This window comes from Streptomyces atratus, assembly GCF_900119365.1.
GTDB classification, from domain to species: domain Bacteria; phylum Actinomycetota; class Actinomycetes; order Streptomycetales; family Streptomycetaceae; genus Streptomyces; species Streptomyces atratus_B.
Genome location: NZ_FPJO01000039.1, coordinates 22,554 through 42,702, shown reverse-complemented (window position 1 = coordinate 42,702; position 20,149 = coordinate 22,554). Strand labels below are relative to the sequence as shown.

General features: G+C 72.7%; 13 protein-coding genes and 5 pseudogenes. 12 read left to right on the top strand and 6 right to left on the bottom strand.

What is annotated here, in order from left to right; all coding sequences use genetic code 11:
* Positions 1–129: 129 nt before the first annotated feature.
* The 6 genes from BT364_RS35380 to BT364_RS43640 all read left to right on the top strand — a co-directional run bounded on the left by BT364_RS35380 (position 130) and on the right by BT364_RS43640 (position 13,128).
* A complete protein-coding gene (locus BT364_RS35380; RefSeq protein ID WP_072489285.1) occupies positions 130–996 on the top strand; it encodes a DUF4132 domain-containing protein in 867 nt (288 codons plus the stop codon).
* Positions 993–5,915 (top strand): DNA-binding protein, encoded by a 4,923-nt coding sequence (locus BT364_RS35375; RefSeq protein ID WP_072489284.1) that lies wholly within the window; start codon positions 993–995, stop codon positions 5,913–5,915. The genes BT364_RS35380 and BT364_RS35375 overlap by 4 nt, the downstream gene beginning before the upstream one ends.
* Positions 5,916–6,053: 138 nt before the next feature.
* Positions 6,054–7,208, top strand: a complete 1,155-nt coding sequence (locus BT364_RS35370) for an ATP-binding protein (RefSeq protein ID WP_072489283.1) — start codon at positions 6,054–6,056, stop codon at positions 7,206–7,208.
* Positions 7,205–10,972, top strand: a complete 3,768-nt coding sequence (locus tag BT364_RS35365) for a vWA domain-containing protein (protein ID WP_072489282.1) — start codon at positions 7,205–7,207, stop codon at positions 10,970–10,972. The genes BT364_RS35370 and BT364_RS35365 overlap by 4 nt, the downstream gene beginning before the upstream one ends.
* Positions 10,969–12,840 carry an SWIM zinc finger family protein gene (locus BT364_RS35360; RefSeq protein WP_072489281.1) on the top strand — a complete coding sequence of 624 codons (1,872 nt, stop codon included), beginning with the start codon at positions 10,969–10,971 and terminating at the stop codon, positions 12,838–12,840. The genes BT364_RS35365 and BT364_RS35360 overlap by 4 nt, the downstream gene beginning before the upstream one ends.
* Positions 12,841–12,993: 153 nt before the next feature.
* Positions 12,994–13,128 (top strand): hypothetical protein, encoded by a 135-nt coding sequence (locus tag BT364_RS43640; RefSeq protein ID WP_256260361.1) that lies wholly within the window; start codon positions 12,994–12,996, stop codon positions 13,126–13,128.
* A 3-nt stretch (positions 13,129–13,131) separates the two neighbouring features.
* Here the strand turns inward: BT364_RS43640 and BT364_RS35355 are convergent, their stop codons facing one another.
* A complete protein-coding gene (locus BT364_RS35355) occupies positions 13,132–13,731 on the bottom strand; it encodes a TetR/AcrR family transcriptional regulator (RefSeq protein ID WP_072489280.1) in 600 nt (199 codons plus the stop codon).
* Between the two features lie 111 nt (positions 13,732–13,842).
* On the opposite strand from BT364_RS35355, the gene BT364_RS35350 reads away from it, so the two are divergent.
* Both BT364_RS35350 and BT364_RS35345 read left to right on the top strand, forming a co-directional pair.
* On the top strand, positions 13,843–14,895 hold the full coding sequence (locus BT364_RS35350; RefSeq protein ID WP_072489279.1) for an alpha/beta hydrolase: 1,053 nt from the start codon (positions 13,843–13,845) through the stop codon (positions 14,893–14,895).
* A 267-nt stretch (positions 14,896–15,162) separates the two neighbouring features.
* Positions 15,163–15,318: pseudogene (locus tag BT364_RS35345) on the top strand (HNH endonuclease); the annotation flags it as partial.
* A gap of 40 nt (positions 15,319–15,358) precedes the next feature.
* Here the strand turns inward: BT364_RS35345 and BT364_RS35340 are convergent.
* Positions 15,359–15,952, bottom strand: a complete 594-nt coding sequence (locus tag BT364_RS35340) for a TetR/AcrR family transcriptional regulator (RefSeq protein ID WP_072489278.1) — start codon at positions 15,950–15,952, stop codon at positions 15,359–15,361.
* A 108-nt stretch (positions 15,953–16,060) separates the two neighbouring features.
* Here BT364_RS35340 and BT364_RS35335 point away from each other — a divergent pair, with 108 nt between their 5' ends.
* From BT364_RS35335 to BT364_RS40590, 3 genes are all read left to right on the top strand, one after another.
* Positions 16,061–16,984: a TIGR03620 family F420-dependent LLM class oxidoreductase gene (locus BT364_RS35335; RefSeq protein ID WP_072489277.1), complete on the top strand. Its 924-nt coding sequence runs from the start codon at positions 16,061–16,063 to the stop codon at positions 16,982–16,984.
* Between the two features lie 187 nt (positions 16,985–17,171).
* On the top strand, positions 17,172–17,879 hold the full coding sequence (locus BT364_RS39555) for a NucA/NucB deoxyribonuclease domain-containing protein (RefSeq protein WP_143166603.1): 708 nt from the start codon (positions 17,172–17,174) through the stop codon (positions 17,877–17,879).
* Between the two features lie 93 nt (positions 17,880–17,972).
* Positions 17,973–18,287, top strand: a complete 315-nt coding sequence (locus tag BT364_RS40590; protein WP_177328365.1) for a transposase — start codon at positions 17,973–17,975, stop codon at positions 18,285–18,287.
* Positions 18,288–18,720: 433 nt separating this feature from the next.
* Here the strand turns inward: BT364_RS40590 and BT364_RS35320 are convergent.
* A pseudogene (locus BT364_RS35320) lies at positions 18,721–19,011 on the bottom strand (MFS transporter); the annotation flags it as partial.
* Between BT364_RS35320 and BT364_RS35315 the strand changes: the two are divergent.
* A pseudogene (locus BT364_RS35315) lies at positions 18,989–19,285 on the top strand (winged helix-turn-helix transcriptional regulator); the annotation flags it as partial. The pseudogenes BT364_RS35320 and BT364_RS35315 sit on opposite strands and share 23 nt — an antisense overlap.
* 188 nt (positions 19,286–19,473) lie before the next feature.
* Here BT364_RS35315 and BT364_RS42070 read toward each other — a convergent pair.
* From BT364_RS42070 to BT364_RS43630, 3 genes and pseudogenes are all read right to left on the bottom strand, one after another.
* Complete coding sequence (locus BT364_RS42070) at positions 19,474–19,575, bottom strand: FAD-dependent monooxygenase (RefSeq protein WP_371268688.1); 102 nt, start codon at positions 19,573–19,575, stop codon at positions 19,474–19,476.
* A 134-nt stretch (positions 19,576–19,709) separates the two neighbouring features.
* Positions 19,710–19,914, bottom strand: a pseudogene (locus BT364_RS43635) (hypothetical protein); the annotation flags it as partial.
* A gap of 23 nt (positions 19,915–19,937) precedes the next feature.
* Positions 19,938–20,105: pseudogene (locus tag BT364_RS43630) on the bottom strand (site-specific integrase); the annotation flags it as partial.
* Positions 20,106–20,149: the final 44 nt, after the last annotated feature.

The window sequence follows — 20,149 nt, the reverse complement described above, 5'->3', positions numbered from 1 at the left end:
CGGAACCCGAGTATCAATATCAATGTCAGTGGCCCTCGTTAGTCTCCCCTCATATCGCAGTTCAGGGGCTTCGTGGCCCTTGGTTCGGGCTGCGCTGACATCTGATGGACAGGCGGAGGGGCACGGCTGATGGCGTGGCTGGCAGCGGGTGAGGGGTACGAGATCACCCTCGAGGACGGGCGTGTGGTCGCACGGCGAGTCGGGGGGCGGCAGTTGAAGGCGCTGCCGAAGGCGTTGCGCGACAGTCCCGAGGTCGACCGGCTGAGGCAGTTGGCCGAGTGGCTGGACCGGCACGCGGCCTCGTGCGTGGCTCAGGTGGATGCCTGGATGGTGTCGTCGCTTCCGGTTCCGACCGAGCTGATCGCGCGGGTGTGGCCGGACGAGGCGTGGCAGGCGGCGCTGCGTGACATGGCCGTCGTGGGCGACGATCCGGACGAGGCCGGCTTCCTGCGGGACGTCACCGGCGACGGGGAACTCAAGGTGGTCGACCTCGACGGTGAGACCGTGCGGCTGTCGCCGCGCACAGTGACGCTTCCCCACCCCGTGCTCCTGCCGGACCTGGACGACGTACGGGACTTCGCGGCCGACCTCGGCATCACCCAGCAGGTGGAGCAGATCCACCGGGCGACCTGGACCAGGCCGGACGGGCCGGATGCCGGGCGTCCGGAGACGGCGACGGAGGTACGGGACTACGCGGGCGGGAAGTTCACCTCGCGGTTCGGGCTCGCGGCGCGCGCCACAGGCCTCGGCTACCGGGTGTCCGGTGGCTACGCCACGTGCAAAGTACGTGATGGAGGTCGCAGCACGGAGGCGTCGGTGTGGATCGGCGAGCCTTACTGGGACGGGGAGTCGGAGACCGGCGGGCTGAGCTGGCACGACGAGGACGGCCGCGCGGTGCGGCTGACCGAGGTCGGGCCGGTGGCCTGGTCCGAGGGGATGCGCATGGCCGCTGCGCTGTACGCCGGCCGCACGATCGAAGAGGGTGGGGACGCGTGACCGGGACGGTTGGGAACGACAACAAGGAGCTGCTCGCGGCAGGCGCGGTCCTCCCGGCCGACGCGCGGGGTGCGGGCCCCTCAGCGGTCGAGCTGACCGCGCGGGCCTATCGCCACGCGGTGCTCGGCGAGGATCGGGTCGTCGTGCGGCTGGCCGCGGCCGAACTGGGCCCCGCCGAGGACCTCGCCGCCGGCTTCCTCGGACTTGAGCCGCAGGGCGAGCCGGCCGTGGTCGGTCTCGGCCGGCGCCAGGAACTCGGCTTTCCCGAGTGGGTGCTGGTGCACCACCCCGAGGACGGGCACCACGCCCTGGCGGTCGTGCCGGAGCTGGACCGGCTGGCCCGGCAGGCCAAGACCAAACCCAAGGCCGCCCTGGACGCCTGCCACGAGCTGGCCGGGCGGCTCGCCTCGGCCGTCCCGCACTTCCTGCCCGTCTTCTACGAGCAGGCCGCGCGGGTCTTCCTCGGCGTCGAGAACAGCACGTACGCAGGCCAGCTGTTCGGCCGTGCCCGCACGAGCGAGGCGCAGCACGGGCTGACGGTCGACGAGGACCGGCTCGACGCCCTGTTCCTGGAGTTCGCCCTGGCCGGCGCGCTGCCGGTGAAGGTCCTGACCGGTTACGGCAAGGACCTGTCGGCCCGGCTCACGCCCGTCGAGGCGTACGAGCGGTTCCGGCGGCTGTGCGTGCGCCGGACCGCCGGCGGTCTCGCGCCGTCCGCCCAGGCCGCGGTGGAGCTGAAGCGGCTCGCCCGCGCCGCTGCCCTGTCCGGCAACGAGGCGGAGCAGGACCACCTCGCCGAGCTCCTTCCGCTGCCGGCCACCTTGCGGGCCGCCGCCGGTTGGTGGAAGTCGCACCGCGGCGCGCTGGTCGCGCTGGCCCGGCGCGTTCCGTCCGTGCGGGGCACGCTGCTGTCGATGACCCCGCCCGGGGACAACGGGGACATGACCGAGCTGTGGCTGGGAATCATGGCGGAGTCGGGGGCCGACGCCGGTCTCGCGGACGCCGACCTGCCGCAGGAGGAGCAGTGCTCCGACGGCGCGGCGGGCTGGCTGGAGCGCTTTCACGGTGCCCGGCATCGCGGTTGGGGGCCGCGCCCGACGCCGCCCGCCCTGCTGGAGCTGGTTGAGCGGGCGGCCGGCCGGCTGCGTGCCGATCTGGCGGCGCGGCCCGAGGGCGAGCGGTTCCTGCGGATCGGTGTCGAGGACGTGAACCTGCTGGACCTCCTGCTCTCGCTGGAGATCGCGGTCGCCGACCCTGAGGAGAAGTCCGCCCACCATCAGCGCGGCAGCGCCCTGAACCTGTCGGACTGGGCCCGCGGCGAGGAGCCGCGGGACCTGGTCGCGCTGGCGGCCGACCCGCGCTTCCGGCCCGCCTTCGGACGCGGGGCGAACAGCTACAACAGCGCGTCCTCCGGTGCGGACGTGATGCGGCGGCTGGCCGCCTCACCAGGCGGCCGCCCGATGCTCACCGAGTGGATGCGCGAGGTGGCCGCCTCGTCGGTGGCGGCCGGGCTGCCCGGACTGCCGAAGGCGATCGAGCGGCTTTCGTGGCTGCCCTCCGAGGCTCTCGCGCTCGCGCCGCAGGAGGTCGCGGCCGCGGCCGGTGCCGATCTCGGCGAGGCCGTGGCGCGCACGCTTCGGGGCGGTCTGTGGGAGGAGCTGCGCTGGCCGGCGTGGGAGGAGGCGCTGACGGAGCTGGCACCGGGGCACCACACCACCGAGGGTCTGACGGTCGTCGAGGCCTGGCCGTATCTGATCGTGGCCAACGCGACGCAGGTGCGCGTCATCGACGCCGACTCCACCGTTCTCGTGCACGATCTGCGGCTGCCCACCACGTCCGTGTGGCGGACGGGTTTCCATTACGTGGACGGTGCGTTGCTGGTGTTCTGGAGCACGTACGGTCGCGGCGAGCCGCAAGGCTACTGGCACACCGCGCCCGACTCGGTGTTCGCTCTCGCCGGCGCCGGCGCCGGCTCCTGGGCCATGCGTTCGGATCACCTCAGCCTGCAGCTGCCCGGCGGCGGCCGCACCACCGGCGGCGGGGTCCTCCACAGCGGCGACACGAAGCTGCCCGCGGAGCGCGCGCTGCTGTCCGACGGCACGTCGTACTGGGTGTGGCAGGACAGGGACGGGGAGGACAAGGGCGGCTGGCTCGAATACGACCCCGTGGGCGGTGCGTACGGCCGGCGCTCGCAGCCCGGTTTCCTCGCCGACGCGCTGCTGCGGCACGCCCCCGGGGCCGAGTTGGCGGCCGGCTCGTGCTGGCTGCGGCCCGCCCCGGCGGTGGCGGGTTCGGCCCAGGGGACGTCCGCGGACGGGCTCCTCGGCTGGCGTGTCGTGCGGCTGTCCGACGGCGGCCACCACGGCGAGGACACCACCGGACGGGTCGTCACCCTTCCGAAGGGCGTCGACAGGCCGGTCGCCGCGCTGACGTTCCCCGGCGACGACCGGCCGCGGGCACTGACCCAACAGTGGCGCGAGCTGTTGCTCAGCGACCCGGAGGGCACGGTCACGACGTCGGCCCAGTGTGACCACCGCAACGAGCTGTACGGGACCGCGGCTCAGGCCCTGCCGCCGCTGCCGTACCTGTACATGCTGCGCGCGCGTGATCCGCAGGGGTCGGCGGCGCTGCGGGGCGCCGACGCGGAGTCGGCCGGAGTCCTGCTGAAGGCGGCTGTGCTCGCGGAGCGGGTGGCGGACCTGCCCGAGCTGGTGAGCGCCGCGCTGCCGCAGGTCTCGGCACCCGAGCTGGTCGCCGGCGTGGTGAAGGTGCTGCGCTTCGCGGTGCGGCAGCAGAAGGCGCTGGACGCCGTGGCCGCACGGCTCGACCCCGCCGCCGCCGAGCCCACGGAGGTCCGGGTCCAGGGGCCGAGCGACCACGTGCTCGCCAAGGCGCTGCACGGCATCGTCAATACCGGCTACTACCGTTACGGCGCGGACACCGACGTGACCCACCGATACCTGGAGACTCTGGCGTCCGTGCGCGCGGACACCGCCGCCACGGCGCTGCCGGGCCGGCTGCACTTCGATCTGCCGTCGCTGCCCTACTCGGGACTGCCGTTCGTCTCGCTCTTGGACGAACCGGCCGCGATCGCCTACCGGGCCGTCGCGCCCGGCAGCGACCCGGCACACCGGGCAGCCCTGCTCGAAGTCCTCGGCCAGGTGGACGCGCTGGGGCTGGCGTCGACGGCGGCCTCGGCCGGTCACTGGCGCCGGGTCCTGGTCCGCCTGGCGACGCCCCACCTGCACACGCCGGACGGCCAGCGGCGCAACGTCACGCACCGCAGTGTGCTGCCCCTGGGCGGCGGTGCTGTGCTCGGCATCACCGAGCACAACTCCGGCGTCGACGACGGGTGGGAGTTCGGCGCGCTGCTCCACGACCCGAGCGGCCGTTTCGAGGTGCCCGGCCCCTACACGGTGAGCAGTGACGCGCCGGTGGGCGACCGGGTGCGCGGCGCCGACTGGCTGACCGGCTTCCTCGGGGAGGCTCAGTCCCGTGAGGCGGTGCCCTTCCTGCCGGAGGCCGCCGACGAGTTCAGCCGCCTCACCGGTGTGTCCCGGGCGCTGGCCCGGATCGTTCTCGCGGGCATGCCCGACGTGGACAGCTGGGAGAACAACTTCCTGCCGACCGAGCTGCGCAAGGCGCTCGGGCTGAAGGTGGCCGAGGCGGGACACGCCCGCGACGAACTGCGCGCGCTCCCGGTCGAGGTACGCCGGGCGGTGCTCGCGGCGCTCCTGCCCGACGACCCGGCACGGCTGTGGAGCGAGGGCCCGGACGTGGCGTCGGCGGCCGCCTTGTGGAACGAGAGGGTGGGACGGCGCCGGCAGGTGCCCGACTGGCTGGCGGCGGAGGCTGCGCGCGCCTCGCACAGCGGCTGGCCCGTGCACCGGGCGCTTCCGGCGCTGCTGGAACCGGCGTCGTCGCCGGAGCTCGGCGTCGACGTGCCGTGGCGCATCGAGGGCGATCACCCGGCGACGGCGTCCCCCGCCGATGCGCCGTTCACCTCGGCGGTGCTGGTCGGCTCGATGAGCCTGACGGCCTGGCTGGCCCACCGGCTGCCTGCCGGCGATCCGGTACGGGCGGCGCTGCCGAGTGCGCTGACCGCCGTGCGGCAGCGTCTTGCGGCACCCGAACTGCTGCTCTCCGCTGGGCACTACACGAGCCTCGCGGACTTCCGGAAGGTGGCCGGCGCCCCGACGGAGACGGCACCGGATCACGAGCGGTACGGCGCGGTGCTCATGGCCACGCAGGACGGCCAGCCCCAGCCGGCCATACGGCCCACCCTGCTGGACTCCACCGGCTCCGACCCGTACCTGGTGGCACTGCGCGGCGCCGATCAGCAGCCGACCGGGGTCGAGATGGCCCTGCGGCGGGCGCACGACCCGGCGTTCGCACGGCTGCTGGCCGACCCGGGCGCGCCCGCGGCCGGCGCGGCGGACGACGAGGGCCTGTGGTGGCCGCAGGATCCGTCTCGTTCGGTGCCCGAGCGGGTGGCCGAGGTCGCCGAGGCACGCGGTCTGACCGCCGACGCGGCGACGCTGTACCTGATGCTGCTGGCCATGCCCGACCCGACGGACCGCAACACCGCGCGATGGACGGGGTGGAAGCCGGCCCGTCTCAAGACGGCGCGGGCCGAACTGGCCGAGACCGACCTGGTGGTGTCGGCCGTACGGGCCCGGGCGGGACGCTCGCTGGTCTTGCCGGGCGCCTGGGCGGAGCAGTCGGCGCCCGTCCTGCCCGTCGAGCAGTGGAAGCTGCCGATGTACGGGGTGGCCACGGGCGGTCGGCCGGTGCTGGGCACCCTGGTGCCGACCGAACCGGCCGCGGAGCTGTTCGCCCGGGCCTGGCAGCGGATCCTCGACGGCGACCTCCCGCGCTTCGAGGAGCTGAAGGTGCGGCGTACGAGGCGCCGCCGCTGAGGCGCCGCCGAACGGCACCTGAGCCGCCGCTGACCGGCCGCCCGTCGTCAGCACGGCGCGGCGCGCCCGCCCCCGGGTGCGCCGCGCCGGTCCCCGACCCGTATGAACACCTGTCGAACCATGACGAAGGAAACCCGCATGACCGTCACCGAACAGACCGCACCCGTCCGGCAGGGCCAGCCGGCCGAGGAGCGTCACGCCGCCGAACTCGCCTTCCTCGCCGCCCAGGACCCCGGGCCGCGGCCGCCCGGCTGGGCGCTCACTCCTCGCGCGGTGGTCACGTTCGTCTGCGGCAGCGACGGTGTGGAGCTGGCCCTGCCCCGGCGTCGCGCCGGTCTGCCGTCGAAGCTGGTGATCGCCCCGAAGTTCGTCGGCGAGCGCGCGCTGGTCGAACGCTGTGTGGTCACCCTCGCCGGAGAGCGCGGGCTGCTGCTCACCGGTGAGCCCGGTACGGCCAAGTCGATGGTGTCGGAGCTGCTCGCGGCCGCTGTCAGCGGGACCAGCGCCCTGACGGTGCAGGGCACGGCGGGCACCACCGAGGACGCGTTCCGCTACGGCTGGAACTACGCCCTGCTGCTCGCCCAGGGCCCCACCCCGCAGGCCCTGGTGGACTCCCCAGTCCTCGCCGCCATGCGGGCCGGACGGGTGGTGCGGGTCGAGGAGATCACCCGCTGTCTGCCCGAGGTTCAGGACGCCCTCGTCTCCATCCTGTCGGACCGGCGGATCAGCGTACCCGAGCTGACCTCCACCGAGGACGCGGTCGTCCGCGCCGCCCCCGGCTTCACCGTCATCGCCACCGCCAACCTGCGCGACCGGGGCGTCTCCGAGATGTCGGCCGCGCTGAAGCGCCGTTTCAACTTCGAGACCGTCGACCCGATCGCCGACGCCGACGCCGAGGCGGTCCTGATACGCCGCCAGGCTGTCGCCGCCGTGCAGCGGGCGGGCGCGGCCTTCGCCGTCGATGACGCCGTCCTCGACGCCCTCGTCACTGTCTTCCGCGACCTGCGCTCCGGCCGCTCCAACGAGGGCTGGGACGTGGAGCGGCCGGGCACGGTCATGTCCACCGCCGAGGCCGTCCAGGTGGCGGCGTCGCTGGGGGTCGCGGCCGCCTACCTGCCCGGCGAGGACGTGCTCGACCTGCTGCCGGGACATCTGCTCGGTGTGGTCCGCAAGGACGACCCCGCCGACCACGCACGGCTGCTGGGCTACTGGGACGGCCCGGTGCGCCGCCGCGCCGAGAACGGCTCGGCGATGTGGCGTCGGCTCTGGGACCTGCGCGGGAGCCTGCGTTGACGACCGTCGATCCACGGACGGCCGTGGACGCACTGGCCGTATCGCGTGTGCCGTACCTGCTGGGAGTGCGCCACCACAGTCCGGCGCTGGCCGCGGTGGTACCCGCCCTGCTGGAGGAGGCGCGGGCCGAGGTGGTCTGCGTCGAGCTGCCGACCGACTTCCAGCCCTGGCTGGAACACCTGGCGGACCCCGAAACCGTCACCCCGGTCGCCCTGGCCGGGGCGGGCGAGGGAGGACGGCTTTCGTTCTACCCGTTCGCGGACTTCTCACCGGAGCTCGCCGCGGTCCGCTGGGCCAGAAACCGCGGGGTGGAGGTCGTGTGCTGCGACCTTCCCCTCGGCGACCCGCGCTGGTCGGCGGGGGCACTCGGGCCGGTGCGCGAGCGGGAAGGGAGCGAGGCCGTACGTCCGGAGGCCGATGCGCCCTTGGGGGCCACGGGTGCGCTCGACGCCGGTCCCGGCGCCAGTCCTGACCCTGCTCCCGGCGACGGGACGACGCGGGTGCGGCGCTCGTACGCCGAGGCGCTCGCCGCCGCCGGGACCGGCCGGGACGGTGACGATTTGTGGGACCGCGCGGTGGAGGTGCTGGCTCCGGGGTGCGCCCCGGACGCGGTGCGCCGAGCCGCACTGGGCGTGGGCTGGGCCCTGCGCGCCGACGCCGCCGTACCCGCCGCCGACCTGGCGCGGGAGGAACGGATGCGGCAGGTGATCGCCTCTGCCTCGGCGGACGGGCGTCGGGTGGCAGCCGTGATCGGCGCCTTCCACGCACCCGCGCTTATCGCGTCCACGGAGGCGGATGCCGGAGCGGAGGCCGGGGCCGGGACGGCGGGCGTCTCCGGCGCTACGGGGCGGGCGGCCGTCCCGTCCGAGGCCGCGCCGCGCGGTGCGGGGCCCCGCACGTGGGGGTCCGGTACGGACGCGGCAGGGGTTTGGGCGGCCGGCAGGGCCGGGGAAGACGGCGCCGCAGCGACCGAGGGCTCGGCGGTGACCTCCCTCGTGCCGTACTCCTTCGACCTGCTCGACTCCCGGTCCGGCTACCCGGCTGGAATCCGCGACCCGTTGTGGCAGCAGGCGGTGCTCACCGCCGCCGGCGATCCGGAACGGATCCGGGAGGCGGCTGCCGACGCGGTGACCGGCCTGTGTCGCGAGATGCGCCGCGGCGGTCACACCGCGGGGACCGGCGAGGCCGCCGAGACGCTGCGCCTGGCCTGCGACCTGGCCGCCCTGCGCGGACTGCCCGCGCCGGGGCGCGGCGAACTCCTGGAGGCCATCACCACTGTCCTCGGTCAGGGCGAACCCCTCGGCCGGGGCCGGGCCCTGGCCCGCGCGCTGGAGGCCGTGTTCGTCGGCACCGCACGCGGCCGGATCAGCCCGCACGCGCCCCGGTCCGGTCTCGGCCCTTCGGTCGAGGCCGAACTCGCGGAACTGCGGCTGCCCCGACCGGACGACCCCGACCGCCGCGACCTGCGCCTCGACCCGCTCCGTTCACCGCTGGACGGCCGCCGCGAAGTGCTGCTCCAGCGGCTGCTGGTGATCGGCGCCTCGTACGGCGAACCCCTGGACGTGGCGAGCACGGGCGACGGCACCGCGCTCGGCACCAGGTGGCGTCTGACGTGGACGCCGTCCGTGCCCGCACGCCTCGACCTCGCGGGCGTGCGCGGGGTGACCGCGGCCCAGGCCGCCGCCGGTACGCTCGCCGCGACCGCGCGCCACGAGGCCGCCGAGGGCGGCCCCACCCCGGCCCAGATCCTCACCGGGCTGACCGCCGCCGCGCGCTGCGGCCTGCCCGAACTGGTCGAAGCACGCCTGGACGAAGCCTCCGTCGTGCTGCCCGACAGCGCCGACCTGCCCGAGCTCCTCCAGGCCCTGGACCTGTTGGAGGGACTGCGGCGCGGCCACTACCCCGACACGATGCAGGACGCCCGCACGACGGCCGGCGCCCTCACGGAGGAACTCCTCGAGGCCGCGGTCCGGTCCCTGCCCGGCCTCGCCGGGAGCGACAGCGGCGCCGACGCCGGGGCGCTGGTGGCGCTGGCGGACCGGACGGCCGCCCGTCATCTGGGCCTGCGACTGGACCGGGCGCTCGCCGAGCTGGCGGCCGAGGGCTCCCCGCTCATCCAGGGCGCGGCCCTGGCCGTACGCGTGCTGCTCGACCTGGACGACGCGGCCGGGCTGGGCGAGCGTACGGCCGGCTGGATCGACGGGGCCACGGCTCCGGACACGCGCCGGGCGCTGGCGAAGCGTCTTGCCGGGCTGCTCACAGCCGCCGGTCCCCTGCTCCAAGCGTCGCCGGACGCGCTTGCCGCGCTCATGGACCGGGTTGACGCGCTGGCCGACCAGGACTTCCTCGACCGGCTCCCGGCCCTGCGCGGCGGCTTCGACACGCTGGCCCCGGCCGCGCGCGACAGGCTGCTCACCACCGTGACGGAGCGGCTCGGTGACCGGCTCGACCTGTCACTCGACGCCCCGCCCGAGCTGCTCGCCCTGTGGGCGGCGGCCGACGCGGCCGGATCGGCAGCGCTGAAGGCCCTGGGCCTGCCAGGCGCGGACACCGACGCAGGAACGGACCCGGGCTCGGACTCGGCCGACAATCCCCGCCCCGTACCCCCAGCGGACAGCGCCGCCGCGGACGACGCGGACCGACGGCTCGGCCGTGCCGACCGCTGGCGGCTGCTGCTCGGCCGCCACAAGGAACGGCTCACCCGCGACGCGCGCCGCTACGCCCACGCCCTGGACGAGCTCTACGGCCGCGGGCGCGGCGAAGGCGCCCAGGACCTGGCCGGCGGCGCACCAGGTCAAGGCGGCGGTCAGGACCCGTCCTTCCCCACCGCGCGGGAGTGGGCGCAGGAACTGGAGGCCCTCTTCGGCACCGACGTACGCGAGGAGGTCCTCGCGGAGGCCGCCGACGCGGGTCGCACCGACGTGCTCGCGCAGCTCGATCCGGCGTCGGTACGCCCGTCGGTGGAACTGCTCGGTTCGGTGCTGTCCCTGGCCGGAGGCATGCCCGAGGCCCAACTCGCCCGGCTGCGCCCGCTGGTGAAGCGGCTCGTCGACGAGCTGTCCCGGGAGCTGGCCACCCGCCTGCGCCCGGCGCTCACCGGTCTGGCCACCCCGCGCCCGACCCGACGGCCCGGCGGGCGCCTCGACCTCGCCCGTACCCTGCGGGCCAATCTCGTTCACACCCGGCGGACGGAGGACGGCCGGCTCGTCGTCGTACCGGAGCGCCCGCTGTTCAGCACGCGGGCGAGCAAGGAGGCGGACTGGCGCCTGGTCCTCGTCGTCGATGTCTCCGGCTCGATGGAGGCGTCGGTGATCTGGTCGGCGCTGACGGCCGCGGTCCTCGGCGGGGTTCCGACCCTGTCCACGCACTTCTTGGCCTTCTCCACGCAGGTGATCGACCTGACCGACCGGGTCGAGGATCCGCTGTCGCTGCTGCTGGAGGTCCGGGTCGGCGGCGGTACGCACATCGCGGCCGGTCTCGCGCACGCGCGTTCGCTGATCACCGTGCCGAGCCGCACGCTAGTCGTCGTGGTCAGCGATTTCGAGGAGGGCGCACCGCTCGGCGGGCTGCTGGGCGAGGTGCGTGCCCTGGCGTCCTCCGGCGCCCACCTGCTGGGCTGCGCGGCGCTCGATGACACCGGCACGCCGCGCTACTCGGTGTCCGTGGCACGCCAACTCGTCGCGGCCGGTATGCCGGTGGCCGCCCTCAGCCCGCTCGAACTCGCCCGCTGGGTGGGCGACCGCCTCCGTGGAGAACCCCGTTGAGCACCGAACTCCTGCCTCCCGTCGCCCCCGACGTCCTCGCCGACGCCGTGGAGCAGCTCAGCGCACGGCTGCGCAAGAAACTCGACGCGGCGATCTCGGGCTGCGCCGACCAGGCCTCCGCCACGGCCGGCAGGGCGGTCGAGGTCCACTTCGGCGAGGACGCCACGGTCACGCTGCGCCCGGGCCCGTCCGGCACGGTCACGAACGCGGAACAGGCTGTGTGCACCTGCCTGTTGGCCCCGCGCTGCCTGCACCGGGCCGCGGTCCTGGGCGCGGCACCCATCGCCGATGGGGAGGGCGACACGGGCGGGGGTGACGACTCGGGTACGGGTAAGGCCGCAGGCTCGGGCACAGCCTCCGACACGGGTGCGGGCCCCGAGGAGCCCGCACCCACTGCCCCCGCCGCCGGTGTTGCGGCCACGGTGGTCACGCCGGCCGCCCTCACCGCGGCGCAGGTCCTTGCCGCCACGGCGCTGTGGGACGCCGCCGCCGAGGCCCTGTCCGCCGGCGTCACGGCGGGCGGCGCCGTGGTGCAGGCCGAGCTGCTCCGCGCTGCCCACACTGCGCGGCTGGCCGGGCTGCCGCGGGCCGAAGCGGCCGCGCTGCGAGTCGTACGGAGCCTGAGGGCCGCGCGGGAGCGGAGCGAGGGACAACGTCTCGCCGACCTCACCGGAGCCTTCCGTGAGCTGCTGGTCGGCACCGCCATGCTCGCCTCCGGGTCGGCCGACACGGATGCGGCGGGCTCCGCGCGCCGGGTCTACGAACAGGGCGGCAGCCTGCGGGTGTACGGCCTGTGCCGGGAGCCGGTGCTGTCCGCGACGGGGTACGGCGGAGTGACCACGCACCTGGTCGGTTCGGACGGCGCCGGTTACACGGTGTCCGACGTGCGCCCCGGTGGCCTCGCCCGCGTGAAGGGCGCGGGGTCCGCGTCCGTGGCGCTCGGTGGTGCCGTCCTCGACCACGCCGGGCTGGCGCGCGGGGGTCTGCGGATCGTCGGCGCGACCGTCTCCGCGGACGGGCGGCTCGGGGCAGGGCGGGGGGTCAGCGCGACGCCACTGCGCGGGGTGGACTGGTCCGAGGAACCCGCCGCGGCCCTCTTCACCCGACCGGTGCAGGAGGCGATGGCCGCTGTGCTCGCCGACGGCGCGCCCGAGGCGGGCGGGCCCGGCAGGACGGCGCCGAGTCTGCTGGGCTGCGACGTCGAGGTGATCGGTGCGGCCGGCGACTCTGTCGTCGTCCGCGTCGCCGGTGAGGGACCGCTGCTGCGGCTCCGCCCCGCACACCCCCACCCGGAGCTGCCGCACGCCGCCAACCTGCGCCGGATCGCCGAACACCCGGGGCTCGCCCTGCGTGTGCTCGGCCGTCCCGACCTGGACCGGGCGGCGACGCTCCGGCCGCTGGCGGTCGGGCCGGTGCCGGGGGCGTCCGCCACGCTGCGGCTGCCGGACGCGTGGAAGGGCCGTGCCGACCTGGGATACGACCGGCTCCAGGGCGAGCACTTCCCCCGCGAGACGGCAGGATCCGCGGACTGCGGGCCGGTCACCGCGGGCCCCGACCCGCTGGCGGAGGCACCGCTGTGGCGTGTCCGGCGCCTGCTGGAGACGGGCGTCGCGGGCGGTCGCCGTGCCGTGGCTGAGGCGGGCCGCGGGACGGATGCGGCCTCGCTCTCCGCCCGCCTGACCCGGGCGGAACTCGGCGTAGCGGCCCACCTCGCACAGGCCCTGACAACGGAGGCGGGCCGCCGCCCCCGCGACACCTTCGGCCGCCTGACCGACCCCTCGGCCGACGCCTACGCGAGGGCCTGGCTCGCCTCGGCCGTGCACCTGGCGGCTGCGGAACGCTCGCTGGTGGCCGCTTCCTGGTCGTGACCTACCGCTGAGCCCACCGGGCCGCCTGGGCAGCCCGGTGGGCTCAGGCGGTCCCGGGCCCCGGTCCTTCCGGCGTTCCGCACCACCGGGTGTGGCAGCCTGTCTGCGAACTCCTCCACCGAGCCGCTCCCGAACCACCGGTCCCTGCTACCCGTGTTCGACGCCCTGCGCGCGGCGAGGTCCGGTGGCATGGCCCAGTTCCGTATCGGTGTCACCCGCGAGGGCGACAGCCTCTCCGTGACCGTGACCGTGACCGGTCAGGCTGGGCAGGCGTATCTCTGGGGGTAGCCCCTATCTCTTCTCCTTCAGACCGTCCAGTACCAAGTCCGTCAAGCGCTCCGGCAGGTCCGGCTCGATCGGGCGGTGGCCGAGCAGGGAGCGGGTCTGGAGCGGGGAGCAGAGCAGTTCCAGTGCCAGGGCCGCGTCCGTGTCCGCCGGGAGTTCCCCGCGTTCGACGGCCCGGCTGATGATGGCGCCGGCCTGATCGAGGCGGGACTGCCAGAAGGTGTGCCAAGCCGCGGCGAGGTCGGGGTCCTCGGAGCTGAGCGAGGCCTCCCGGGCAACGGAGCGGCCGGTCGGGGTGGCCAGGTATTCGGCCAGCGCGCGGGCGAAGGCGGCCAGGTCGGTGCGGACGTCTCCGGTGTCGGGGACGGGGATGCCCTCGTCACTGCCGACCAGCATGGCGTCCAGCACGAGCTTCTCCCGACTGCCCCAACGCCGGTACACCGTGGTCTCGTTGACCCCGGCACGGGCCGCGACCTCGGCGATGCTGAGCCGCGCGATGCCCTCCTCGGCCAGCACCTCCATGGCGGCTGCCAGAACGGCCTGGCGGACGCGCGCGGCGCGGCCGCCAGGGCGGCGGCGGACCGGCTCCGGTTCTTCCTCAGTCATGTGTCGATCACCTCGACCACCACCTTAACGCAGGATGGCTTGCATTAAGTGCCGCCCGGGCGCATAGTCACTAATGCAAGAGTTCCGGCTTTAAGTACAGGAGGCATCACCATGTCCTTCACCTGGCCCCTGAACCCACAGGACCTGTTCGTCGAGCGCTACCCGCAGATGACCCTCGGCCTCCCCGTCGACGAGGTGGACGCGGTCCGCGCCGCCATCACCGAGATGTGGCCCGACCGGCCCGGCAGCTGGGTGTACGAGTGGTCCGCCCTCGCCGCCCGGCACGCCGAGGCCGGGCGCCACCGCCTGGCCGCACAGGCGTACGGCTGGGCCAAGTTCCCCTCACTGGCCGACGAACCGAAGCGCACCGCGCTCGCCCGCCAGGTCGAGCAGTACGCCCTCGCCGCCCCCGGCTTCCCGGTGGAGTTCGAGCGCCGCACGCTCACCGTCCCGTACCGCAGCGGCGAGGCCACCCTGCCGATCCACCTGATAGCTGCCCCCGGCCTGCCCGCCGACGCGCCGGTCGTGCTGGCCAGCGGCGGGGTGGACTCCTGGAAGACCGACCTGCACAGCATGTGGGAGCAGCTCGCGCTCGCGCTGCCGGTACGGCTGCTGCTGTTCGACATCGCCGGCACCGGCGAGACCGCCCACCTGCCAATGACCCCGGATGGCGGGGCCGAGGTCATTGCCGGACTGGTCTCCTTCGCCCGCACGATCGGCAACGGGAAGGTCGGCCACTTCGGCATCTCGATGGGCGGTTACTACTCCGCCCGGACCGGGCTGACCGCGGCGGTGGACGCCTCTGTGGTGCTCGGCGGCCCGGTGGAGCGCTCCTTCGCTCCGGACCGCGGCTTCGCCTTCGGCATGGATGGCATCGTCGGCAACGCCCTCGGCTTCGACGCCATGCCGAGCACGACCGAGCGCGAGGAGGCCTTCGCGGCCTTCGACCTGCGCCCGCTGCTGGACCAGGACGCCAATGGGCCGATGCTGGTGGTCAACGGCACCGAGGACGTCCACGTCCCACTGGACGACACCTTGGTGTTCGAGGGCCGCCGGGACACCCAGGTCGAACTGATCCCGGACACCGGCCACTGCGCTATCTCGGGCTTCGGCGAGGCGATGGCCGTGATCGCCCCCTGGCTGAAGGACACCCTGATCGGCTGATCCGACGGTCCTGTCGCGACACGAAGCCGCCAACCCGCGAGCGCTGTGCGTGGCGTCGCCGAGAGGAGACGCTCAACGCACGGCGCTCGCGGGTGGTGGTTCTGGGTGAGGCGGAAGCAGCGTTGCCATCCCGTGTCCCATACCGGGCACCATCCTGGGTCGATCTCCTCCAGCGCTGCCCGCCGCGCCTCGGTCAAAGCTCCCACGCTGGTCTCGACGGGAAAGCCGGCCTGTCGCCGCTGCACGAGCTGGTCCGTGGCCCGGGCCACGCGCAACGAGGTCCTGCTCGCGGAGGCGGTCAAGGCGCCGGAACAGGGGGCGCGGTGTGCGCTGACGGGCGGTGAGTGGCTGTCGTACTACGACGAGGTCACGGTCGCCGCTGCGGGCAAGCTCGATATCGACCACATGGTTCCCTTGGCGGAGGAGTCAGGTACAAGCTGATGTGCAGCGGACATCGTTGCGATCACTCGTTCTGAAGCGGTGTCCTGTACGTCGCATCAAGTACCAGAGTGAGCAGCCGGTCGGGCTGTTCCGCGTCGTGGCTGCGCGCTGTGGACAGCGCAATCCCGACGACAAGTTGGACCAGGTCGTCGGCGGTCAGGTCGGCGCGCGCCGTTCCCCGTCGCTGGGCCTGGGCAAGAAGATCGGCTGCCGCGTCCAGGAGCAGCCGATGACAGTCGAGCCCCAGCGCGACCGGCTCCTCAACCATCAACGCGCCCCCCAGCCCTTGGTTGACCCTGGCATGGACGAGGAACGCGCGCAGCCATTGCGTCAGCGCGTCGTCGGCGGATTCCGAGGAGGACAGCGTCTCGGCCAGCTCGCACAGCGTCTCGATCCGGCCCCTGAGGACCGCGGTCAGCAAGGCGGAGCGGTTCGGGAAGTGACGGTACAAGGTCCCCGGGCCCACGCCGGCTCGGCGGGCGACCTCGTTGAGGGACGCCTCCGGTCCGGCTTCAGCGAATACTTCCTGCGCCGTGGCGATGAGACGTTCCCGGTTGAGTCGCGCATCGGTACGCCGCGGCCGTCGCGCGGGGACGTGCCCGTGTGTGGTCGTCATCGTCCCGTCTTTCGGCCGAGTTCGGGGTAGTTAAGCGGAGCACATCTCCGTATATTACCTTCCACCAAACGGAGAACCTCTCCGGAACGCATGGCCTGAGGAGTGCGGATGACGGACAGCGGGCAGACCGAGCTGGGACGAGTCGGGATCTGGACCTTCGCCTACGAGGGGCAACCCGCCGGGCGGGTGCGGGAATCGGCTGCGGAGATCGAGGAGTTGGGTTACGGGGCCATCTGGTTCGGGGAGGCGTTCGGACGCGACACAGTGGGCCAGGCGTGGCTGTTGCTGTCGGCGACGCAGCGCATCGTCGTTGCCTCCGGCATCGCCAACATTGCGTTCCGGGACCCGATCGCCACCGCTACCGCGACACGTGCGCTGGGCGAGGCGTTCCCCGGACGCTATGTACTCGGCCTGGGCGGACATCGCGTCGACGACACCGTCCACGAGCTGGACGGCTACCCCGTACCGGCCCGCGGCAGAGCGGTGACCACCATGCGCGCCTACCTGCAGGCCATGGATGCGGTACCCGCCCACGGCCCCATAGCGGACCCGGCTCCGCGCCGCGCACTGGCCGCCCTCGGCCCGAAGATGCTTCAGCTGGCCGCCGAACACACCTGGGGCGCGCACCCCTACTTCGTGTCCACCGAGCACACCGAACAGGCGCGCCAGATCATGGGACCGAACGCCTTCCTCGCCGTGGAGCAGGCAGTGGTGCTCGACACCGACCTGAGCCGCGCCCGCCAAGTGGCCACGGCACACGTCGCCAGCTACCTCTCGGCACCGCATCAGGAAGCGAACGTTCGACGACTCGGCTTCAACGACGAGGACATCGTCGGCGGACCGAGCCGTCGACTGGTGGACGCGATCGTTGCCTACGGGGAAGCGGAAGCGATCGGCCGACGCGTTCAGGAGCACCTTGACGCAGGAGCTGACCACGTCTGCCTGCAAGTACTCACCGCCGACACCACCTCTCTGCCCGAGCACGAGTGGCGCGAACTTGCCGCTGCTCTCCTGCTCCACCACACAGCATGAGATCCATGAAGTGATCACCAGGATCACCCGGCCGCCGATCGCGAGGTCGTCACCATCGAAGTCCATTTGCGACTGCGACGTCGCCCTCGCTGCCGAGCGTTGTTGCCCGGGGGCAAGAAGCTGGGACGTCCGCTGATATGGACCTCAGAAGTGGCCGGCTGCCGCCGAGATCACCCAGGGCGGCAACGTGCCGGGGGCGCCGAGCTTTGATCAGCTCGCGAAGATGAAGACCTTCAAGCACACCGTCAAGGCGGCTTCCAAGCAGGGATCCAAGCCTGACGACACAGTCTTCGCGGTGTACGAACCGATCATCAGCATCACACCTCCTCCCGGCTGCACCCTCAACGGCGCGGGCGGGAAACTGTTCATGCTCGCGCCGCGCTGGGACAAGGCCACCTACGTCAGCAGGGATGACGGCGCCGCTGCGTTCAGTTACCTCTCCACGCTGACGTACAGCAGCAAAACAGGTGCGCCCGAGAAGGCGGTTGCCGAGCACATCAAGATGGCCTACTCCAGTCCCGGGGCAACCAAGCCTGTGAACCCGGCCAAGAAGATTCCCGGGCAGAGCGCTTCGAACCCGCTCGACCGGCTCTTCCGGGACGCTGACCGTCGTAAGAAGAACCGGAGCGAGGCCATCAAGGTCTGCGAGAAGTACTGGGGCAAGAAGTACTCGCAGAACAGCAAGTACCAGTGCGACGAATTCCCGTTCGCCACCACCTACCAGGGCGCCGCGCAGTCCCTGTCCGAGCCGACAGCGCCCAAACAGAACAACTTCTCCGCCATGCCGCTGGTCACCGCGGAGAACCGTGACGCAGGAATCCTGCTCGGCCAGTTCATGACGAAGAACCGGATCATCGACGCCAAGGACGACGGCTTCATCGTCCAAATCAAGTGAGTCCACGGGCCGGGAGCGTTCCACTCCTGAGGATGGTCTTGTGGAGTGGACACCCTGACAATGGATCTTGACGGTCCAGGGAGGGATGTCCAGGTGGGACGCAAGTCTCCGTGTCCGGAGGAGTTCAGGAAGGATGCCGTCGCGCTCTCCCGCGCCGCGGCCGGGAAGCGGACGTACGGGGCGGTGGCCGCAGATCTCGGCATCACCGCGGAATCGCTGCGGACGTGGGTGCGCAAGGACAGGATTCAGGCCGCGCCCGAGGGCCGCGACGGCAGCGTGAGCGCGGCCGAGGTGCTGGCTCGGCTGCGGGTGGAGAACGCCCGGCTGCTCAAGCCCGAGCAGGAGTGGCAGCTGAGCGCGAGATCCTGCGCCGGGCAGCCGCCTATTTCGCTCGGGATTGTGTCCTGAACACGAAGGGGAGTTGACAGTAGGAACAGCTTCTGAGTGGTGCTGTGCGGAAGATGAAGGTTTTGTGGCCCTTCGAAGCCGCCCTGCGGGGGGAGGCTTCAAACCACCTCATGCCGTGACGAGGCAACCGTTACGGCTCCAGCAACTTAGACCGACCGGCAATTGGGGGGTGGGTGAAGGAGCGGGGCTGGGTGCGTGCAGCTGCAAGGCGGAGGATTGAGGCAACGCAATGGGGTCTCCCCTGCTCGAGCGAAGCCGAGAGCTTGGGGAAGTTGTTGATTGACGACAACGCGGCAGATGTGCGTGCCCAGCCCCGCGACGCCGCCCCCCTATTGCCGGTCGGTCTTACGCCGACTGTGTCGCCACTCCCTGAAGGGGCCGCACACTCCTCTGACCTGCGGCGCGCCCGTCACTCAACGTTCGGCGAGAACGCTCAGGCTTCGCTGCGAGAGGTCACCTTGGCAGCCGAATCCGGGGTGCTGTGCCGAGTGAACGCCCACAGCACGAGCCCGAGGCAGCTGAACGCGGCACCCAGTGCGCATACGGCGCCCTAGCCGGCCACCGTGTAAAGGGAGGTTGCGGTGATGGCGCCGGTGGCGCTGCCGATCGAGTAGAAGACCATGTATCCGCCGATCAGTCGGCTGCCCGCGTCCGGGTGCAGCGCGTAGATGAGGGTCTGGTTGGTGACATGGACCGCCTGCACGGCGAGGTCGAGAAGGATCACCCAAGTCGCCGGCGGTGTCCTCGAATCCGTTCCCGCCTCGGACGGCAGCGCCTACCGCGAGTACGTACTGACTCCGAAGGGCAAGGCGCTCTTCCCCGTCATCGTGGCACTGCGGCAGTGGGGCGAGCAGAACTTCTTCGCCCCCGGCGAACCGCACTCACAGTTGGTCGACCGCCGACAGGGACATCGCCTCCGCGCACTGGAAGTGCTGTCTGCGGACGGGCGACGGCTGGACCCCGGCGACACCACCGTCCACAAGATCTCCACCCAGTGATCTGAGCCGGAGGCCCGGTGCCAACATGCCGCTCTGCCGATGATTCCGAGGCCGGGTGGGACGAACGGCGCGAAGGGTTGCGGCGCGTGCTGCGGAAAGCGTCCGAGGCCACCGGCCAGTCGCCGCGCACATTGCCCTGTGCTGGCCGGGGTTTGGGCCGGTGCCTTCCGCTCGGAAGGACTGACGGCTCACACGTCCAGGACGGCCACCCGTGCGCCTCCGAGCCGGAGCTCGCAGGCCAGCATCAGTCCGACCGGGCCGCCTCCGGCCACCACTACGTCATAGTCCATGGCGCCCACTATGACCGAGGGCCAGAAAGGCCCTTTGGCCGCCCTGACCAGACACAACAGGTGCCGCGATGTCAAGGGACCGGCCCCGCGAGGAGGGACGGGAAGCGGGCCGTCCGCGTTCTCGCTCGGCTACCTCACCCGCCGCCCGCCGGTGTCCCGGCCGGTCCTCGATCGGCTCGATCAGATGGTCGGGCGGTCAGCGCCGCAAGCTCCGCGTCGGCGCGCTCGGTGACCCGGGCGAGGACGCGGCCGGCGGCCAAGTCCTCGGTGGGTATCCCGCCCCAGATGCGGGCGGTGATGGGGGGCGGTCTCCGCGCTGGCGGCGGCGATCAGCTGCTTGGCCAGCAGCTCGTCGAGAGCGCTCATCGGCTGCTATCGCCGGGAGCGAGCAGGCTCGTGAGCTCGGCGATCGCCTCTGGGGACGGCTTGAAGTAGTGGCGGACGTTCTCCGGCTTCTTGTGCCGGGACTTCGCCATGAGCATCAGGAGCGACGAGCCCTGCTCGCCGAGGTGGGTCAGAGAGGTGTGCCTTGTGTCCGCAGAGGCCGTGTGCAGTCGGAGTCGTGTCGTGATTG

Bases quoted from the DNA above. Each gene is read 5' to 3' on its own strand.
- BT364_RS35335 (WP_072489277.1), top strand. From the start codon at position 16,061: ATGACGGACAGCGGGCAGACCGAGCTGGGACGAGTCGGGATCTGGACC.
- BT364_RS35370 (WP_072489283.1), top strand. From the start codon at position 6,054: ATGACCGTCACCGAACAGACCGCACCCGTCCGGCAGGGCCAGCCGGCC.
- BT364_RS35380 (WP_072489285.1), top strand. From the start codon at position 130: ATGGCGTGGCTGGCAGCGGGTGAGGGGTACGAGATCACCCTCGAGGAC.
- BT364_RS35340 (WP_072489278.1), bottom strand. From the start codon at position 15,952: ATGACGACCACACACGGGCACGTCCCCGCGCGACGGCCGCGGCGTACC.
- BT364_RS42070 (WP_371268688.1), bottom strand. From the start codon at position 19,575: ATGGACTATGACGTAGTGGTGGCCGGAGGCGGCCCGGTCGGACTGATG.
- BT364_RS35350 (WP_072489279.1), top strand. From the start codon at position 13,843: ATGTCCTTCACCTGGCCCCTGAACCCACAGGACCTGTTCGTCGAGCGC.
- BT364_RS35355 (WP_072489280.1), bottom strand. From the start codon at position 13,731: ATGACTGAGGAAGAACCGGAGCCGGTCCGCCGCCGCCCTGGCGGCCGC.